At 35.4% G+C, this 17,336-nt stretch carries 16 protein-coding genes; 14 read left to right on the top strand and 2 right to left on the bottom strand.

The genetic code is table 11. From position 1 onward, the window contains the following. The first annotated feature begins 2 nt into the window (after nt 1-2). From AOC36_RS11185 to AOC36_RS11165, 5 genes are all read left to right on the top strand, one after another. On the top strand, nt 3-224 hold the full coding sequence (locus AOC36_RS11185; RefSeq protein ID WP_067634333.1) for a helix-turn-helix domain-containing protein: 222 nt from the start codon (nt 3-5) through the stop codon (nt 222-224). Beyond that, the gene (locus tag AOC36_RS11180; protein ID WP_067634332.1) at nt 221-988 is read left to right on the top strand and encodes a lipoprotein; all 768 of its coding nucleotides are present in this window, start codon (nt 221-223) and stop codon (nt 986-988) included. Before AOC36_RS11185 ends, AOC36_RS11180 begins: the two co-directional genes overlap by 4 nt. Next, nucleotides 989-1,798 (top strand): hypothetical protein, encoded by an 810-nt coding sequence (locus AOC36_RS11175; protein ID WP_067634327.1) that lies wholly within the window; start codon nt 989-991, stop codon nt 1,796-1,798. Between the two features lie 258 nt (nt 1,799-2,056). Then, on the top strand, nt 2,057-2,542 hold the full coding sequence (locus AOC36_RS11170; RefSeq protein ID WP_067634323.1) for an RNA polymerase sigma factor: 486 nt from the start codon (nt 2,057-2,059) through the stop codon (nt 2,540-2,542). Further along, on the top strand, nt 2,535-3,884 hold the full coding sequence (locus AOC36_RS11165) for a hypothetical protein (RefSeq protein ID WP_067634321.1): 1,350 nt from the start codon (nt 2,535-2,537) through the stop codon (nt 3,882-3,884). The genes AOC36_RS11170 and AOC36_RS11165 overlap by 8 nt, the downstream gene beginning before the upstream one ends. 156 nt (nt 3,885-4,040) lie before the next feature. Here the strand turns inward: AOC36_RS11165 and AOC36_RS11160 are convergent, their stop codons facing one another. After that, nucleotides 4,041-4,910, bottom strand: coding sequence for a helix-turn-helix domain-containing protein (locus tag AOC36_RS11160; RefSeq protein ID WP_067634319.1), 870 nt, complete (start codon nt 4,908-4,910; stop codon nt 4,041-4,043). A gap of 124 nt (nt 4,911-5,034) precedes the next feature. Here AOC36_RS11160 and rhaB point away from each other — a divergent pair, with 124 nt between their 5' ends. From rhaB to fucO, 4 genes are all read left to right on the top strand, one after another. Continuing rightward, complete coding sequence (rhaB, locus tag AOC36_RS11155; RefSeq protein ID WP_067634317.1) at nt 5,035-6,510, top strand: rhamnulokinase; 1,476 nt, start codon at nt 5,035-5,037, stop codon at nt 6,508-6,510. Further along, nucleotides 6,507-7,754: an L-rhamnose isomerase gene (gene rhaA / locus AOC36_RS11150; protein ID WP_067634315.1), complete on the top strand. Its 1,248-nt coding sequence runs from the start codon at nt 6,507-6,509 to the stop codon at nt 7,752-7,754. Before rhaB ends, rhaA begins: the two co-directional genes overlap by 4 nt. A gap of 17 nt (nt 7,755-7,771) precedes the next feature. After that, nucleotides 7,772-8,593, top strand: coding sequence for a rhamnulose-1-phosphate aldolase (gene rhaD, locus AOC36_RS11145; RefSeq protein WP_067634312.1), 822 nt, complete (start codon nt 7,772-7,774; stop codon nt 8,591-8,593). 201 nt (nt 8,594-8,794) lie between these two features. Continuing rightward, on the top strand, nt 8,795-9,946 hold the full coding sequence (fucO, locus tag AOC36_RS11140) for a lactaldehyde reductase (protein ID WP_067634309.1): 1,152 nt from the start codon (nt 8,795-8,797) through the stop codon (nt 9,944-9,946). Nucleotides 9,947-10,621: 675 nt separating this feature from the next. Here fucO and AOC36_RS11135 read toward each other — a convergent pair. Next, complete coding sequence (locus AOC36_RS11135; RefSeq protein WP_067634307.1) at nt 10,622-11,668, bottom strand: AraC family transcriptional regulator; 1,047 nt, start codon at nt 11,666-11,668, stop codon at nt 10,622-10,624. Between the two features lie 251 nt (nt 11,669-11,919). Between AOC36_RS11135 and AOC36_RS11130 the strand changes: the two genes are divergently transcribed. The 5 genes from AOC36_RS11130 (at nt 11,920) to pgmB (ending at nt 17,336) form a co-directional block, all read left to right on the top strand. After that, complete coding sequence (locus tag AOC36_RS11130) at nt 11,920-13,440, top strand: sugar ABC transporter ATP-binding protein (protein WP_067634305.1); 1,521 nt, start codon at nt 11,920-11,922, stop codon at nt 13,438-13,440. 12 nt (nt 13,441-13,452) lie between these two features. Beyond that, complete coding sequence (locus AOC36_RS11125; protein ID WP_198401179.1) at nt 13,453-14,412, top strand: ABC transporter permease; 960 nt, start codon at nt 13,453-13,455, stop codon at nt 14,410-14,412. A 34-nt stretch (nt 14,413-14,446) separates the two neighbouring features. After that, nucleotides 14,447-15,634, top strand: coding sequence for a type 1 periplasmic-binding domain-containing protein (locus AOC36_RS11120; RefSeq protein WP_067634303.1), 1,188 nt, complete (start codon nt 14,447-14,449; stop codon nt 15,632-15,634). Nucleotides 15,635-15,718: 84 nt separating this feature from the next. Next, on the top strand, nt 15,719-16,708 hold the full coding sequence (locus AOC36_RS11115; protein ID WP_067634301.1) for an ABC transporter permease: 990 nt from the start codon (nt 15,719-15,721) through the stop codon (nt 16,706-16,708). After that, nucleotides 16,698-17,336 carry a beta-phosphoglucomutase gene (pgmB, locus tag AOC36_RS11110; RefSeq protein WP_067634299.1) on the top strand — a complete coding sequence of 213 codons (639 nt, stop codon included), beginning with the start codon at nt 16,698-16,700 and terminating at the stop codon, nt 17,334-17,336. The genes AOC36_RS11115 and pgmB overlap by 11 nt, the downstream gene beginning before the upstream one ends.

The raw sequence follows: 17,336 nt of genomic DNA, 5'->3' as shown, positions 1-17,336 counted from the left end.
CTATGGGAATACATGTAAAACTCGATGATGTACTCAAGCGCTCTAATATGACATCCAAAGAACTATGCGAGAAAGTTGGGATTACAGAAGCGAACATGTCTCTGCTGAGAACAGGATCAGTTAAAGGGGTTCGATTTCAAACATTAAATCGAATTTGTTATTACTTGGATTGCGATGTAAAAGATATCTTAGAATTTGACGGAGAATTGGGAGAGGAATTATGAAAAAAATAATAAGTGGACTGATACTAATTATCACGCTAACTGGTTGTTCAATGGTTTTGGATGGATCCAATGAATCCCTTGATCAAGTTGGATTTGGAATCAAACTAGGCACTGACAATGGGTGTAGAGATATCGCGCTAACTGAGGGAGATGTCTTCTTCTTTGAGTTCCCTGGAGGTTTTGTTTCCCTTGATGAAAGTACGCGGTTTATGGTTGAATCTACAGAAATTAGTATCGAGGATGATCAGCAAACCTTAAGAATGGATACGGTTCTCTTTTTAAGACGATCAAAGCAATCTCCTGGATTATGCGGAGGTGTTATTGTACAAGATAAAGACAATAAACAGTCGTTTCGTAGTATCAATCAAACAAGCATTGCTTTTGGAGAGCCAGGTGGTGCATTGGTTCGGTCGTTTAGTGATGTGTTAAATACCGATGGTGAGCGAAGTAACCTAGACTTACGCGCAAACATTCGCTATTCAGACCCCCTTAAATCAATTGATATTCTCTATTTTGACGACAACAATCAACTCGTCCAAAGAGTTGATGGATTTACGCTGAATGAAATTGATTTGAAAACAGGATACATTGTTATTGAAATGACACGTATTACATTCGATTCAACCTTATACATAGAGCGCAATGTTTACAGTCCAAACGATCGAAGAATTGGTGAATTTGAAGTGTTTACTTTTCCTTACTTCGAAGGGGATGACGTTGTCGCTAAGCTAAAATCAATCAAAATTTATCGGGAGGGTTTGTAAATGAAACGACGGTTATTTGTACTCATACTCATGGTTGTGCTCAGTGGTTGTTCAATGATTCAAAACACGACAATTGACCAAAGAAAGTTGGTAGGGTTTGGATTATATTTTGAAAGGCTTGAAGAACCGACCCTGCCTGTAACATTTGACACAGAGAATTTTACATACTTCTTAATTGATTGGGATTATTTCGATAGTGAAAACCGAACACCCCAACAGTTTATCAATAAAGGTATTGTTGCGAATGCAGACAGTGGATTTAAAAATACGTCGACTTGGGTCCATTATGACAATGACCAAAGAACAAAAATTCAATTCTTTGCTGACATAGATGTGAACGGAATGGTGGGTGATTTCGTTATCTACCGATTTTACTCGATCTTGGAAGAAACAGATGGAACACGGATTATTGAACCTATCAAGAATACTAATGGACAGGTAGGAATGAAAAAAACACTATCTTACACTGCAGAGGGTGTAACCTATGAATTGAATATCAATGCCTCGTTTGTGAATGCTTTGGTATCCGTCGAATCCATCGAGTTCAATGAAGACAATACAATCCTAAAACGTGTGGACTTAAGTAATATCAGTCACTATACCGTAGAGGGGGCGTATATCATGGTCATACAAAAGCGTATTGATTCACAAGGGTCAATAACTCAAAATCGAACACTCATTGACGCGTTTTATTACAGTAGCTATGATGTTGTTGTGTTTGAAGAAATTTCGATAGCAAATCCCATGGGTGATAAAGCAATTGCGAGTCAACGTGTGATTGAACTTGATCATGTAAGTAGAAACCCATAAGAGATTCAAATTGCGTGTCATGGTAAATGAATTTCACTGAATTGAACCAATGATGCGTATTTGAACCAAACCAAAAAAATATGGACTTTAAAAATGTGCTACACTGATATCAAAGAGGGCACATTTTTTAATGTAATGGGATGATCTAGAGAATAATTACGAATGTTGAAACTATTCGCCCTGTCAAGCCATTCTAATATGTGAAAGGGGATGTATGATTGAAGGACTAACGTTCAAGTATATCGTACGACAGAGACTATGGACCGAAGGGTATTAAAAAACGATGATGCATTGGCTGAATACTTGAAATCAATATCAAGTGAATTGCTGAAAATCGCATACTCGTATATACAAGATGATGCAACTGTTGATGATGTCATCAGTGAAACCATCTATCGCGTTTATAAATATCGTAAAAAGGTGAGGAAACCCGAATATCTCAAAACATGGATAATTCGGATCTTGATTAATGAATGCAAAACAGAATTAATGAAGCATAAGCCAGTCTATGAATTGGAAGAAGATAGAATAGCTGTTTCAGAACCAGAGGATTTCACTTTTGTTTATGAATATATTAATCAATTGAAATCACCTCAACGCGAAATTGTGACGTTGAAGACATTGAATGATTATACGTTTGCGATGATTGCACGTGTTTTAGGGTTGAAAGAAAACACGGTGAAAACGGACTATTATAGGGCACTGGATATTTTACGAAAGGAGATGCACGATCTGTATGAATAAAAACATAGAAGGGTATACAAAAATGCTTGATGAAAAATCAAATCGAAATATTGATGCTCTTATCGATGGTGCTATTGAAACCATGCAACGCAAAAAAAGAAGAAAACGTGTATTTGGATCACTCTCAACTGTTATGGCATCATTTGCACTGTATGTTATCGTGATAAATACAAGTGTTACAGCACAGGCGTTTGTCTTACAAAATGATATCTTAAAGACAGTCTCTAAACCACTGATATTTAATGATATTTTTGAAGAAGTTAAGACTGAAGTATATGAAGATGAACTCATTTCAATTGAGTTTGTATTGAATAATATCGAAAATATTCAAGTCACAAAATCTGAAGTGTCAAAACAAAATCCTGGTGATGGATTAACTCAAATGAAGTATGTGGATAACTCTGAGAATGATCGCTATTACATTGAGTATGATCCAGACTTTGTTGGAATGGACGAAAGAATTAAGGCCATCTGGGAATCAACAAATCAAGGCATGAAAAAGATCTATACATACCATGATGAGGTATATTCGAGAACTCCAATTGTTGTTGTGGACGGAGTTTTATATGTGATTGATAATTATGATACTGAAATCGATCGTGAGAACTACTATGATGTCGCACAAAATGTTTATGCTATATCAGGAAATAATCGAACAATGCTGTTGGAAGGAAAGAAAACATCTGCTTTCCATCAATTCTTTGTATCAAATGGAACTGTGTATTTTATGTATTTAAGAGATATGAACACCGATCCAAAATGGGAAATTGTAAACCTGGATACTAAAGAAGTTAAGGTACTCGATGTTGAATTAATCGCAACGGATTACTTTACAAACATCAGTGTCTACAACAACACATTTATGTTGAGTAAACTTGATACGAAAAACACAAGTACGTGCAATAACAGTGCGCCACTTAAGTTTGTTGTGGTCAAACCTGACGGGTCTATTATCGAACGTTCTGGTTGTGCCTCACGAAACTATAAACTCATTTCTGACTCGATTATATTTGGTCAAGATTTAGGGAATGGTGCAGAAAATGGGGGACAATATCAAGTCATTAATTTAGAAACAAATGATACCTATACTGGGAATAATACGACGGAAGCTTACAATCGCATTAGTTCTACTAGGAGCATGATTGCAGTCATGCGAGTAAATACAAAAGATGGTGTGAAAGAGCTCTTTGTAACAAGTGATCTGTCAGACAACTATTCATATAAAGAAATTAGTCAAGATCCTCAAGAACTCTTACTTACTGGTGATTATCATCGCATCACATTAACAGTTAAAACGCCGGGGTCAGATACCCAAACAATCTATACGATCAGTAAGAAATGATGACGGTTATGTAAGGTGGACTCCTACTAGGAAGTTAGAAATCATCTAGTCTTAATACAGTTTTAGATCATTCAGTGAATAAATCAAAAAAAGGTGTAGTCGCAAATAACTGTTGACTGCACCTTTTTGTGTGATGAAATACTAAAACGTAATAAACTAGCCCTCTTTTCTAAAGAAAGATGGTGTCATGCCAGTTTTGTTCTTAAATAATCGACTAAAATACGCAAAGTTATCGATGCCGATGTTTAATGATATTTCTTGAATTGATAGATCAGTGTAGCGCAAGAGATCTTTAGCATGTGAGACTTTCTTAGTAATCAGATAATCAATTGGAGGCAGTCCAATATACTTTGAAAAGTCTTTGTTTATTTGATACTTATTTAAGTGAAATAAGTGTTCCAAATCGTTTAGTGTGATCACATTATGGAAATGAGAATCTAAATACTCTTTGAGTTCAAGGATATATTGTGGGATATCATCAATACTAAAATCCAAGTGATACTTTTGAATGATGAGCTCGTTTAGGAGCTCGTGTATTTTCACTGATGAGTGAAAGTCGGTGCGAGCATTTGCTTTACTTTGATCTTTTATCAGTGTTTGAACTAAATGATGAATTGTATTTTCTTCAGGGAGCGCGTTGGTATGAAATACAGGGTTGCCATCCTTATTGTATTCTTCATAAAGTTGAGAGGTAATTCCGCCATACACATGAATCCAGTCCATTTCCCATGGGATATCACTGATTGTTTTGTAATGCTGATAGTGCTGACAATCTATGAAGAAAATATCGCCTTGATCCAAGATGTAGTCTTGACCTTTATAGTTTAAATGCCCAGTTCCACTAAGTGTTAATTTCATCAAATAGGAAGGAAGATTTGCGCGTTCAGTATAGTAAGGTTGATAAGCTTTGAAGTGACCAATTTCCTGGATGTAATTAAACAGTGATTTTGTTTTATTTGAGGGTGTATTAATCACCCTTTTTGAATCCTTTGTCCAAGCATGATTTGCATTTTCCCAATAGTTCATACAAGCCTCCTTTTATCTTACCAAGATAGTGCAATTATACACCAAAATTCTTTAATGGAAAACGGTAACATATCAATTAATATTAAGGTGTAGGAAATAACAACAATGTGAAAGGAGTGATGGTGTGAAGACATATATTGCAGTTGACATTGGTGCGTCAAGCGGCCGCCTAGTAAAAAGTGAATGTGTTGATGGAACAATACGCATGGAAGAAATTCATCGGTTTAAAAATGAATTCACTTTCAGTGATGGTCATGATCGATGGAATGTTGACTATCTCGTTCGTGAGATATTGAATGGACTTTGTGTTCTTAAACAACGTGGTATCAATGAATGCACAATGGGAATTGATACATGGGGTGTTGATTATTGCCTTTTAGATAAGGATGATACGCTTCTTGACCAACCAATTTCATATAGAGATGAAAGAACAGATAATGCGATTGCACAGTTTTCAAAAAGAATGTCATTGAAACATCTCTATGAGATAACGGGAATACAAATACAACCCTTTAATACAGTGTTTCAATTATCGGTAGAAGGTAGAGATAGGCTCGACAAAGCGAGTACATTACTTTTGATACCAGATTATCTAGGGTTTGTATTTACGGGTGTTAAAGTGACTGAGAGAACAAATGCATCGACGATGCAATTGTTGAATTCAAAAACACAAGATTGGGATGATAAGCTCTTAGAGGAACTAGGGATATCAAAAGACTTGTTTGCACCATTGGTCGAGCCAGGATCAATCTTAGGGACCTTAAATCAAGAAGCATTCAAAGACGTTGATCTTCCTGAGGTAACCCTCATTAATGTTGCAAGTCATGACACCGCATCCGCGGTTTTAGGAACTCCAGGGTGTGAAGGTGATTGGGCATATATTAGCAGTGGAACGTGGTCCTTATTAGGGATAGAGACACAGGAAGCAAACTTAACATACGATGCATACCATGCAAACTATACAAATGAATGGGGTGCGTGCAATACAATTCGGTTTCTTAAAAACATCATGGGAATGTGGTTGATTCAAGAAGTAGCACGGATGCAAGATTATGAGTACAGTTATCCACAACTTGCATCAATGGCATCACAAAGCCCTGCATTTCAACAGTTTATTGATGTGAATGATGAACGGTTTCTGAATCCGCATAATATGATTGAAGCCTTACAAAACTATTGTGAAGAGACTAATCAAGTGATTCCTAAAAGTCCACATGAAATTGTACGCTGTGTTTATGATAGTTTAGCGCTATGTTATGCGTATGAATTAACAAAACTCGAGAAGCTTAGTAAGACACATGGCAATATTAAGAAATTACACATCGTCGGTGGAGGTGCAAATAATGAGTTTCTAAATCAACTCACAGCAGATGTTGCGAATGTGATTGTTGAGGCGGGGCCAAGTGAAGCAACAGCAATAGGGAATATCGTGATACAAATGATTACGATGGGTGAATTTAATGATATCAAAGAAGCTAGAGAGCGTATTAAACAGTCCTTTGAAACACGTGTGTACAAACCGTCAAAATTTAATTCGAAAATATTTGATGATTACACGCGAATAATCCACCGCGAAAATAGAAAGAGGGAAACGATATGAATAAAAAAGAACGATATTTAGCTGCAAAAGAAAAATATGCACAGATTGGCGTTGATACAGATGCAGTACTAGAGGAGTTAAAGAAAGTAAAGGTATCCATGCATGTATGGCAAGGGGATGATGTGCAAGGGTTTTTAAGTGATGATGCATTATCTGGAGGTATCAGTGTCACAGGAAATCATCCTGGTAAAGCGACAAATCCTAATGAATTGCGTCAAGACTTAGAAAAAGCGTTATCGTATATACCAGGAAATCACAAGCTTAATCTTCACGCAATCTATTTAGATACAGATGAGACGGTTGATCTCAATGAAATTGAACCAAGACATTATGAGACGTGGGTAAAATGGGCGAAAGAACAAGGATTAGGATTAGACTTCAACCCAACATTCTTCTCACACCCTATGTATAAAGATGGATTCACCCTAGCATCAAGTGACCCTGAAGTTCGTGATTTCTGGATTGAACATGGAAAGCGTTCTCGAAAAATTGCGGAGTACTTTGGAAAAGAATTGGGTCAAGTAAGTATTAATAATTTCTGGGTGCCTGATGGCTATAAAGATAATCCGATCGACCGCCTTTCTCCACGTAAACGACTCATGGAAGCGTTGGATGAAGTGTTTGCGGAACCATTGGATAAACGCTATACATTGGATGCAGTTGAAAGCAAACTCTTTGGAATTGGTGCTGAAGCGTATACTGTGGGTTCTCATGAATTCTACATGGGATATGGATTAACACGAAATAAGCTCGTATGTTTGGATGCAGGACATTTCCACCCAACTGAAGTCATCTCAAACAAGTTATCATCAATTGGACTCTTTAGTGAGGGCATCTTACTCCATGTGTCCCGTCCAGTCCGTTGGGATTCAGATCATGTTGTAATTATGGATGATGAACTTCAAGAAATTGGGAAAGAACTCGTGAGAAATAACCTATTGGATAAAACACATATCGGACTTGACTTCTTTGATGCAACCATTAATCGTGTTGCAGCGTGGGTGATTGGTACGCGTAATACTATTAAAGCAGTTCTTAAAGCGATGTTAGAACCAATTGACACGTTGAAATGTGCAGAACTTAATGGAGACTTCACAACACGTCTGGCACTTACAGAAGAACTCAAAGATTTCCCATATGCTGATGTGTGGAACTACTATTGTGAAATTCAAGGTGTTTCTGTGGGGCTAGATTGGCTCAAAGAAGTACAAGATTATGAAACAAACGTGTTGTTGAAACGATAAAGGCAAGGAGATTAATGATGACAAAAGAAAATATACTAAATGCTCAATTTGTAAAAGAAATGGTAGCCACAACTTCCAATTTGTATCGCTTAGGTTGGGATGAACGTAATGGCGGGAATATTTCATACCTCTTGTTAGAAGAAGAAATTTCGCATTATTTAGATGTAAATACAGTACTAAGACAAATTCCAATGATTTTTGATGCAAGCGAACTTGTTGGGAAAATATTCATTGTAACAGGGTCAGGAAAATATTTTAAAAATGTTGCGGATGATCCTGAAGCCAATTTAGGGATTGTACGGGTTGGAAGTGATGGGAAAACACTGGAGCTTTTATGGGGGCTTCTCAATGATGCTAATCCGACAAGTGAACTACCAAGTCACTTTATGAGTCATATCGCACGTTTATCCATTGATCCAGAAAATCGCGTCATTATGCATAACCATGCAAGTCATTTACTTGCAATGACTTTTACGCATGAACTTGACGAACGTTTGTTTACTCGTACTTTGTGGCAAATGTGTACAGAATGCTTAGTAGTCTTCCCGGAAGGCGTATCCATTATTCCATGGATGGTTCCAGGAACTACTGAAATAGGTGAAGCAACCGCAGCAAAAATGAAAGAAACACGACTTGTAATGTGGCCACAACATGGGGTTTATGGTGCAGGGAACACCATGGATGAAGTGTTTGGTCTTATTGAAACGGCAGAGAAGGCAGCACAAATTTACACCTATGTTCAAGCACAAGGCGGAATTCGCCAAACAATCACCGATCAAAATCTGCGTGATTTAGCATGCGGCTTTGGTGTGAAACCAAGAACGGAGTATCTTGACTAAGGATAATTTGTGAGCGAACGATGAAAAAAATCAAAAATTGTAGGATATATGAGTGAGAATATAGAGTCAATGCATGGTTTTTTCTAAAACAGTATAAAAAAAACAGATAGAAAAAGCATAAGTTTGTGATTAAATTAACTTATGAATGGTATTCAGGGTTTATACCCACTGCTTACTTAAGTTTCGAAAAGGAGGAAACATATGGCAAACAGAATGATATTGAATGAGACGTCTTATTTTGGAAAAGGTGCAGTTGCGAATGTCGCAACAGAAATCCTTGCGAGAGGGTTTAAGAAACCTGTTATTGTAACAGATGCAGACTTGGTTAAGTTTGGAGTTGTTGAGATGGTTACAAAACATCTCGATGAAAAAGGCATTAGCTATGTAACTTATGATGGGATTGTTCCAAATCCAACCATTGAAAATGTACAAGATGGTGTTGCATTCGTAGAAGCAAACCAAGGAGATTGTATTGTAGCAATTGGTGGTGGATCACCGATTGACACCGCAAAAGCAATCGCAATCATTGTGAAAAATCCAGAGTTTTCAGATGTCATTAGTTTAGAAGGTATTGCGGATACTAAAAATCCATGTTTACCAATTCTTGCAGTTCCTACAACATCAGGGACAGCCGCAGAAGTAACCATTAACTATGTAATTACTGATAAAGCAAACAATCGTAAGTTTGTATGCGTAGATCCTCACGATATTCCGATTGTGGCATTTGTAGACAGCGATATGATGATGGGCATGCCAAAAGCACTGTGTGCTGCAACGGGTATGGATGCAATGACACATGCAATTGAAGGATACATTACACAAGGCGCATGGGAAATGACAGACATGCTTCATATAAAGGCAATCGAGATTATTGGTGCATCATTAAGAGACTCGGTAGATGGATGCCAAGAAGCGCGTGAAAAGATGGCATTGGGGCAATATATCGCGGGTATGGGATTCTCTAATGTAGGTCTTGGGCTTGTTCACGGTATGGCTCATCCACTTTCAGCGTGGTACAATGTACCACATGGTGTTGCATGCGCTGCACTCCTTCCATCTGTTATGAAGTATAATAAGGACTACACGGGCGAGAAATATCGTGATATTGCAATTGCACTTAATGTACCAGGAGCCGATGCAATGAGTCTTGAAGAAGCACGTGATGCAGCATGTGCTGCAATTGATAAACTCAGCAAAGATGTAGGCATTCCTGCAACAATCTCAGAATTAGGCGTTAAGGCAGAGGATCTTGATAAGATTGCTGAAGATGCATTCAGAGATGTATGTACACCCGGGAACCCAAGAGAAACAAACATTGAAGAAATCATTGGCTTATATAAGGCTTTAATGTAGTATATGCTTACAGAGTAGATCCTCTAGACCGCACCATAAAATAATGAATAAGTATTTATTTAGGCACATATAAAATATGTGTCTTTTTTAAATGTGTTTTCTATGCTGTTTTGTGGGTATATATCTTTTTTAAGAACCAATAATTTAAAGTGTGCTAGGTATCACAACGGCTAGATCTATCGTTGCTACTTGAAGATTTATGAATATACGAATTACTGAGTACGACTTAGGAACTATTTGGAATTCATACCAAAAACAACAATGAGATTTTAAAATGAAGCTGATGATTTCTCATATCAATAATATTTTTGGGCAGTTGGCAAATTTAGGAGACAAAGGACAGCGATTCAATAAGTTGGATTAATAGTATCTTTATTGTCTAATTTATTTAGGAAAATAGTATATAGAAACTCGGCTACTGCGTACATATAAAGTTTCTCATTTATTGTGAATGTAACTTGAAATTACTTATCGTTTTGCAAAAAGAAGGGTTGTTATAAATGTTAAAATAGGAAAATAGATAATCACAGAAGACTAGATGCGTATTAAATTTATTACTAACAGACTAGATATTAAGATAGCTAGGGGATAAAAAGTGGATTACTATGATTCTTAAGGCTCTAGAGGAAAAATTATGCTTAATTTCATCTAGCATAATTTCAATTTTTAGAGTGACTAGAGTGTGTATCCACTCTTCCTATATTCTGTTGGGGTCATATGATTCTTCTTTTTGAATGACCGTATAAAGCTCTCTGTGTTTTCGTATCCAATTTGGTTTGAAATGTTAGAGATAGAAAGATTTGTATCATATAGTAATATCTTCGCTTTTTCTAACCTAATGTCTTGAAGTATGTATGTGTAGTTTTTTCCAAAAACTTTCTTGATTAACTTCGACATATACTCAGGAGTGTAATGAAAATAGGATGCCAGATCATCAAGTGAAATACTTGCAAAATTGTCTTGCATATATTGCAAAATTTCATATCGTTTGATATCACTTTTGTTTGCTGGCGAAGGTAATTCTACACTTTTGTCATAATTACGAATTAAAATACCAAAAGTTAACATTAGTGTAAAACCAATCATTTGATCCCAATAAAGTGATTCATTTACTGTTTCCCAATACATATATAGAAAACTATTGCGGATTTCATTATCATTCCCGGTATGAAATACAATGTAGGTGCTTCCTTTTTCTGAGTAAATATTGTTTAGAAAAAAAGCAGAAAGAATATTTGTGTTTCTTAAAAAATTGAAGAATACGTTATGAAGTGTAGCTTTCCTTATAATACAATTGAAAATAATACTATCATCGAAGACTGAAACTGAATGAGTTACCCCAGGAGGGATAATACATATATCCCCTTTTTTAAGTATCACAGTTTGATTATCAATAGTATGAATACATGTCCCATCATAAACGTAAAGTAGCTCAAAAAATGTATGGCTATGTTCAATGGCAGGACTAAATCTGTTATGGCGTAAAACAAGGATAGAAGCATTTGGATTTTTTCCAAAGAAAAACGAATCCTCGTAACGAGGGGGTATCGTTGAAGCAATCTCAGGTATTATCAAATGGTTTCTTTTTACAAAATCAAAATCCAACTCAGTTAAAAATTTATCGAGCGAATACGGTTGTTGTTTTGCATAATAATACTGCTTATAAAACTCTTCGTCAGAGTTATAGTGATATAAGTTATTTACTAGTGTATCAAAGTTCATATTGTTCTCCTGAATTACTAAAAAAAGAAAGCAATTTCAAGAATATTATAAAATATCAATTAAAGATAGTCAAATAGTCTTAAATTTAAACTTTAGATTAATTAACGTCAATTTAATAGACCAAAATAGAACATTGGAATCTCATATAATTAAAAATATAATTAATATATACAAATTACATTAATCAGATTCAATAAAATTTTTTAAATCTGTCTGAAAGCGATTACTGTCATCGATAGGAAGGATATGAAATGAACAAAGATATTATAGTAGAAGTTAAAAACATATGTAAAAATTTCGACACAACTGTAGCATTAGATAGCGTGAGCTTCTCGGTAAATAGAGGAGAAGTACTAGGTCTTGTTGGAGAGAATGGGTCAGGGAAGTCAACCGTTACTTCAATTCTATCAGGAATTCAAAATGCTGATAAAGGATCCATGTTATTTAATAGCAATAATTGGAATCCGAATTCAATGATTGAAGCGTTAGAATGTGGTGTAGGTATGATAGTTCAAGAAAGTGGAACTGTACCAGGGATTAGTGTTGCGGAAAATATATATTTGGCAGAAAGTGGTGAGTTTAAAGAGATTAGGAACAGATTAAATAAGTTTGGGCTAATCAATCGAAAAAAAATGATAAGCAGTGCGCAAAAGGCTTTAGATGAAATTAATGCATCACATATTGATGCTTCTATAATGACCGGCATGTTAAGTATTCAAGATAGAAAGTTAGTAGAAATCGCAAAAGTAATGAGCAAAAGACCAGATTTACTAATTATTGATGAAACGACAACTGCGTTATCTCAAGGGGGACGAGAGATAATTTATAAGCTTATAGAAGATATGAGAAATAATAACAAATCAGTTATATTTATCTCTCATGATTTAGATGAAATCACAGAAGTTTGTGATTCATTAACCGTATTAAGGGATGGGAAAATAATAACACATTTTAAAAAAGAGGATTTTGATGAAGAGAAGATAAAAACAGCAATGATTGGTAGAGAGTTAGAAGGAAGTTATTACCGTACTGATTATGATGGTACAACTTCAAGTGATGTTGTTGTTGAACTAAAGAATGTTTGTTATTCCAATAATGTGAGGGATATAAACTTAAGAATTCATAGTGGAGAAATATTAGGAGTTGGTGGGTTATCACACTGTGGAATGCATGAATTGGGGAAAATATTGTTTGGGTCATTATCCCCTGATAAAGGGAAAGTTATAGCAAATGGAAAAACTATAAAAACGGAACGTGATGCGATAAAAAGCAATATTGGCTATGTTTCAAAAGATAGAGATGTTGAATCGTTGAATCTTGATGCAAGTATAAGAGATAACATTGCTATTGCAGGACTAGACTTAATGGTGAATCAATTTGGCGTTATAACATCAAAGCGAGAAATAGAATACGTAAAAAGTCAAATCAATTTATTAAGTATTAAATGCTCAAGTATGAATCAACGCGTTTCAGCACTATCTGGAGGTAATAAGCAAAAAGTAGTATTTGGGAAATGGATCGGTAGAGGAAGTGAAATTCTAATTCTTGACTGCCCTACTAGAGGGGTAGATGTTGGAGTTAAGCAAGCTATGTATCGATTAATTTATGAAATGAAAAAAGAAGGAAAAACGATTGTTATTATTTCTGAAGAATTAACAGAGTTAATTGGCATGGTTGATAGGTTAATAGTGATGAAAGATGGGAAAATATCGAAAGAATTAATGAGAAATGAGAATCTTAGCGAATCGGATATTATTCATTACATGATATAGGTGGAGAAAAAGATGAAAAAAATAAATATAAAAAATAGAATTATGAACTTCGCACCTATATTTGGGTTAATTGCATTATCTATGATGTTTTTCGTTATAGGAAGTTTAAGAAATATTAATGTACTATTTGGGCTTAAGGCAATCCTAAATCAATCTGTTGTAGTAGCAATCGTTGCTACTGGTGCTATATTTATATATTCTTTAGGTTCTTTCGACATAAGTTTAGGTGCTTCTGTAACGGTTAGTGCTTTATTAGGTGCAATTACATTTAATGCAACAAATAGTATTCTACTAATGTTTCTTGTATGTATTCTTGTCGCAGTTTCTATTGCATTATTCAATTCAGTTTTGGCTTCAATATTTAATCTCCCTGTTTTCGTTACAACAATAGCAATGCTAAGTGTCCTAAATGCAATTGTTTTGTTATTGATTAGTGTAAATGGAACTGGCTCAACCGTGTCAATCTCTGCTTCTTCGGTGCAAAATCTAAACACTGAATGGTTTAAGATAGCAACGCTCATGGTTTTCGCAGGACTTTGTACGTTTTTATTCAATTTTACGCGATTAGGGCGAATGCAAAAGTTTATCGGAGGAAATCCTATCTGTGCAAGGTTAACAGGTATATCAAGTAAAAAAATATCTATTATTTCGTTTGCATTATCAGGATTAGGAGTTGGAATTGGAGCATTTCTATTAATAGTGTACGCCCCAACATTAACTAGGAATAGTGCATCAAGTGTTGGGATGGATGTGATTATTGCGATAGTATTCGGGGGGATGCCTATTTCAGGAGGTGCAAGAAGTAAAATATATTCAGCAATAGTAGGATCGTTTTCTATGACTTTTCTAAGTCAGATAATGGTTATGTTTAATATGAATTCTGGAATAAATCAAATTGTAAAAGCAATAATATTTATTCTGGTTGTTTATCTTGCAACGAGTAATCAAAGAAGAAAAATACTTCCGAGATAAAAATCATACACCTAAGATATAAGGAGGAAAAAAGGTGAAAAAAAATATAAAGTTAATTATGTGTCTTCTAGTTAGTGTTAGTTTGCTACTAACAGGATGTGGCGACTCTAACGAGGCGGATACAGTAAGAATTGGAGTTTTAGTATCTGACACAACATCAGCAGAAGCACTTGCGTTCAGAAATTATTTTACAGAATATATTCAAAATCAATTTAATGTTGAGTTCATTTACTCAGATGAGTTAGTCGATTCAGCACAAGAAATATCTGCGTTTGAAACATTTATAACAAACAATGTAAAGGCAGTAATATCGTTTTCGTCATTTGATCGTTCGGCGCAGATTGAGCTAGCAGAAAAGCAAGGTATATTCTACGCAGTTGCTACAGGAACATTGACGGACGAAGAATATGATAAATTTAAGAATTATGAATATTATGTTGGAGCGATAGGTCCATCATTAGAACGAGAGTTTGAAACTGGTTATGACATGGCGAATCATTATCTAGACCAAGGTAAAAGTAATTTTGCAATTTTTGGTGGAGCGATACCGTACTACACAGATATGCATATTTACAGAGCTGCAGGAATGTTATATGCAATGGTAAAAGCAGGGGGTGAGGGAGCAAACTATAAAGGTCAGGCAACAGTGGAAGGTATTGTGGGTCAAATTTATGCTGATGGGTCGATAGATACAGGGGCAGTAGGCGATGTAGAAATACTAGGATATGTAGGCGGTTATGATATGGATGATGCTTGGTTTGCAATGTGTACGCAAATGGCGCAATTACCTGGACTAGAGGTATTACTAGCTGTAGGAAACGGTTCTGATTTCTTTGGTGCAGCAGTACAAGGATCAAATGTAAAGATTGCCAGTGTAGATGCATTTGCTTCAGCATATGGTGAGGCAATGGAAAATGGGGTTCTTGATTATTTGGCTGGAAAGTTCTCAGCAAGTATTGGTCCTATATTTATCGCAACGTTGCGAGCAGTTCAAGGGAATCCTGTTAGAACTGATAATAATGAAGCATTAGCCCTGAGTCAAGGATATTGGATTGCGACCTCATTTGAAGAATTTGAAAGATTATACGCACTAGATAGCTCAGTTGAGGCGCCTGCATATTCAAAAGAAATGCTTAGTTTGTTATTAAATGCAAGTTACGATGAGTTCTCAGATTTTGTATCTCAGTATAGTTACGATCAAATCAGAAACTTGACACAGTAAAAAGTAAAATCACAAATAATCTTTATCCCCAAAAACAAAGGGGATAAAGATTAGTTTTTATAAAAAAACAAGATCGGAGAGACAATGAATAAAAAAAACCTTTTTAATAGATTTATAGGAACAACAAGTATACCATTAACAACATTTATTGCTGTTAATCTTATCTGCGTATTTCAAGGGGTTAAATTGTTTGAAACAGCAGGAAATTATATTGTGTTTTTTAGATCAACGGCATCTGTAATGTTAACAACAATAGCGCTCTCCATTAATTTAGATTCTGGAAGATTCGATTTTTCTATAGGTTCTGTTGCATTGTTATCATCGGTTATAAGCGCTACTATTGCTTTGAATGCCAATTTATCAGTCTGGACAATGTTGATTATATCAGTATTTGTTGGAGCAATATTAGGTTTAATTTCAGGGCTGACCTATGTAGTGGTAAAACTACCGCCGATAATTATATCTCTTGGAGTTGCACTACTATATGAAGGTATTGCATTTGTCATCACCAATGGCTTTGGAGTATCTTTTGTTACTAACATTGAGCTGACCAGTTTTCCTAATGTGATAAACTACTTGGTAATAATATCAATTAGTTTACTTCTTGTTACTCTTGTATTTGATTATACAGAATTTGGATATTCTTACAGAGCATTGCAGACAGGGCAAAAAGTAGCTGTAACTACAGGAATAAGAGAAGTGAAAAATGCTGTAGTTTGCTATGTTATTTCTGGCTCGTTGATGGGGGTTGTGGGGTTTATTAGTGCCACGCACACAGGAACCATTCAAATGGCACTAAACTTTGCATCGATTGGCGTGATGTTTACAGCTTTTTTACCGATGTTTATTGGGGGGTATATAAGAAGATTTACAAATGCAAATATTGGTTACTTAATGGGAGCAGTGACTACAGCATTTATTTCACTTATGTATGCAAGAGTAAATGTTGATTCATCCATTCAACAAATAGTAACTGCAATAATATTGGTAGCTTTTTTAATTTATCTTAACAATGAGAAAGCAATAGGAAGAATAATAAATCTAATCAAGAAGAGAGGGAATAATGAAATATAAAGCTGTAATATTTGATCTAGATGGAGTAATTTGTTCTACAGATGAATACCATTTTATTGCATGGAAGCAAATTGCTGATGATTTGGATGTACACTTTGATGAGAGTATCAACAATAGATTACGAGGTATTAGTAGAATGGAAAGTCTCGATATTATACTTAAAAAAAATGAAGTTGTGCTCTCTCTTGAAGAAAAAGAATTAATTGCTGATAAAAAAAATAAGATTTACATTGAGTTACTAAAGCAAATTGACAAATCAAATTTATCTCCAGAAGTTAGCGAAACCATAGAGAGCTTGAGTGCTAAAGGAGTTATGTTAGCAATTGGTTCGTCGAGTAAAAATGCTAAGTTTATCTTGAAGCAATTAGGGATAATGAATAGCTTTAGTGTTATATGTGATGGGACAGATATTACTTATTCTAAGCCAAATCCAGAAGTGTTTACAAAAGCTGCACAACGATTAGGGGTAAATGTTTCCGAATGTCTTGTTGTAGAAGATGCTGTAGCTGGAATAGATGCTGCACTTGATGGCGGGATTGACTGCGCAGGAATCGGAGAAGCAGCTTCATATTGTAAAACTACTTACAAACTGAGTTCAATTAAAGATATATTAAAAATATTGTTTTAA

The organism is Erysipelothrix larvae (assembly GCF_001545095.1).
Taxonomy (GTDB): domain Bacteria; phylum Bacillota_I; class Bacilli_A; order Erysipelotrichales; family Erysipelotrichaceae; genus Erysipelothrix; species Erysipelothrix larvae.
This window is presented reverse-complemented; position numbering and strand designations above follow the sequence as displayed.

Coding starts and splice junctions, on each gene's coding strand:
- AOC36_RS11160 (WP_067634319.1), bottom strand. CDS start 4,910: ATGAACTATTGGGAAAATGCAAATCATGCTTGGACAAAGGATTCAAAA.
- pgmB (WP_067634299.1), top strand. CDS start 16,698: ATGAAATATAAAGCTGTAATATTTGATCTAGATGGAGTAATTTGTTCT.
- AOC36_RS11180 (WP_067634332.1), top strand. CDS start 221: ATGAAAAAAATAATAAGTGGACTGATACTAATTATCACGCTAACTGGT.
- fucO (WP_067634309.1), top strand. CDS start 8,795: ATGGCAAACAGAATGATATTGAATGAGACGTCTTATTTTGGAAAAGGT.
- AOC36_RS11165 (WP_067634321.1), top strand. CDS start 2,535: ATGAATAAAAACATAGAAGGGTATACAAAAATGCTTGATGAAAAATCA.
- AOC36_RS11175 (WP_067634327.1), top strand. CDS start 989: ATGAAACGACGGTTATTTGTACTCATACTCATGGTTGTGCTCAGTGGT.
- AOC36_RS11185 (WP_067634333.1), top strand. CDS start 3: ATGGGAATACATGTAAAACTCGATGATGTACTCAAGCGCTCTAATATG.
- AOC36_RS11170 (WP_067634323.1), top strand. CDS start 2,057: ATGGACCGAAGGGTATTAAAAAACGATGATGCATTGGCTGAATACTTG.
- rhaA (WP_067634315.1), top strand. CDS start 6,507: ATGAATAAAAAAGAACGATATTTAGCTGCAAAAGAAAAATATGCACAG.
- AOC36_RS11130 (WP_067634305.1), top strand. CDS start 11,920: ATGAACAAAGATATTATAGTAGAAGTTAAAAACATATGTAAAAATTTC.
- AOC36_RS11135 (WP_067634307.1), bottom strand. CDS start 11,668: ATGAACTTTGATACACTAGTAAATAACTTATATCACTATAACTCTGAC.
- rhaD (WP_067634312.1), top strand. CDS start 7,772: ATGACAAAAGAAAATATACTAAATGCTCAATTTGTAAAAGAAATGGTA.
- AOC36_RS11115 (WP_067634301.1), top strand. CDS start 15,719: ATGAATAAAAAAAACCTTTTTAATAGATTTATAGGAACAACAAGTATA.
- AOC36_RS11125 (WP_198401179.1), top strand. CDS start 13,453: ATGAAAAAAATAAATATAAAAAATAGAATTATGAACTTCGCACCTATA.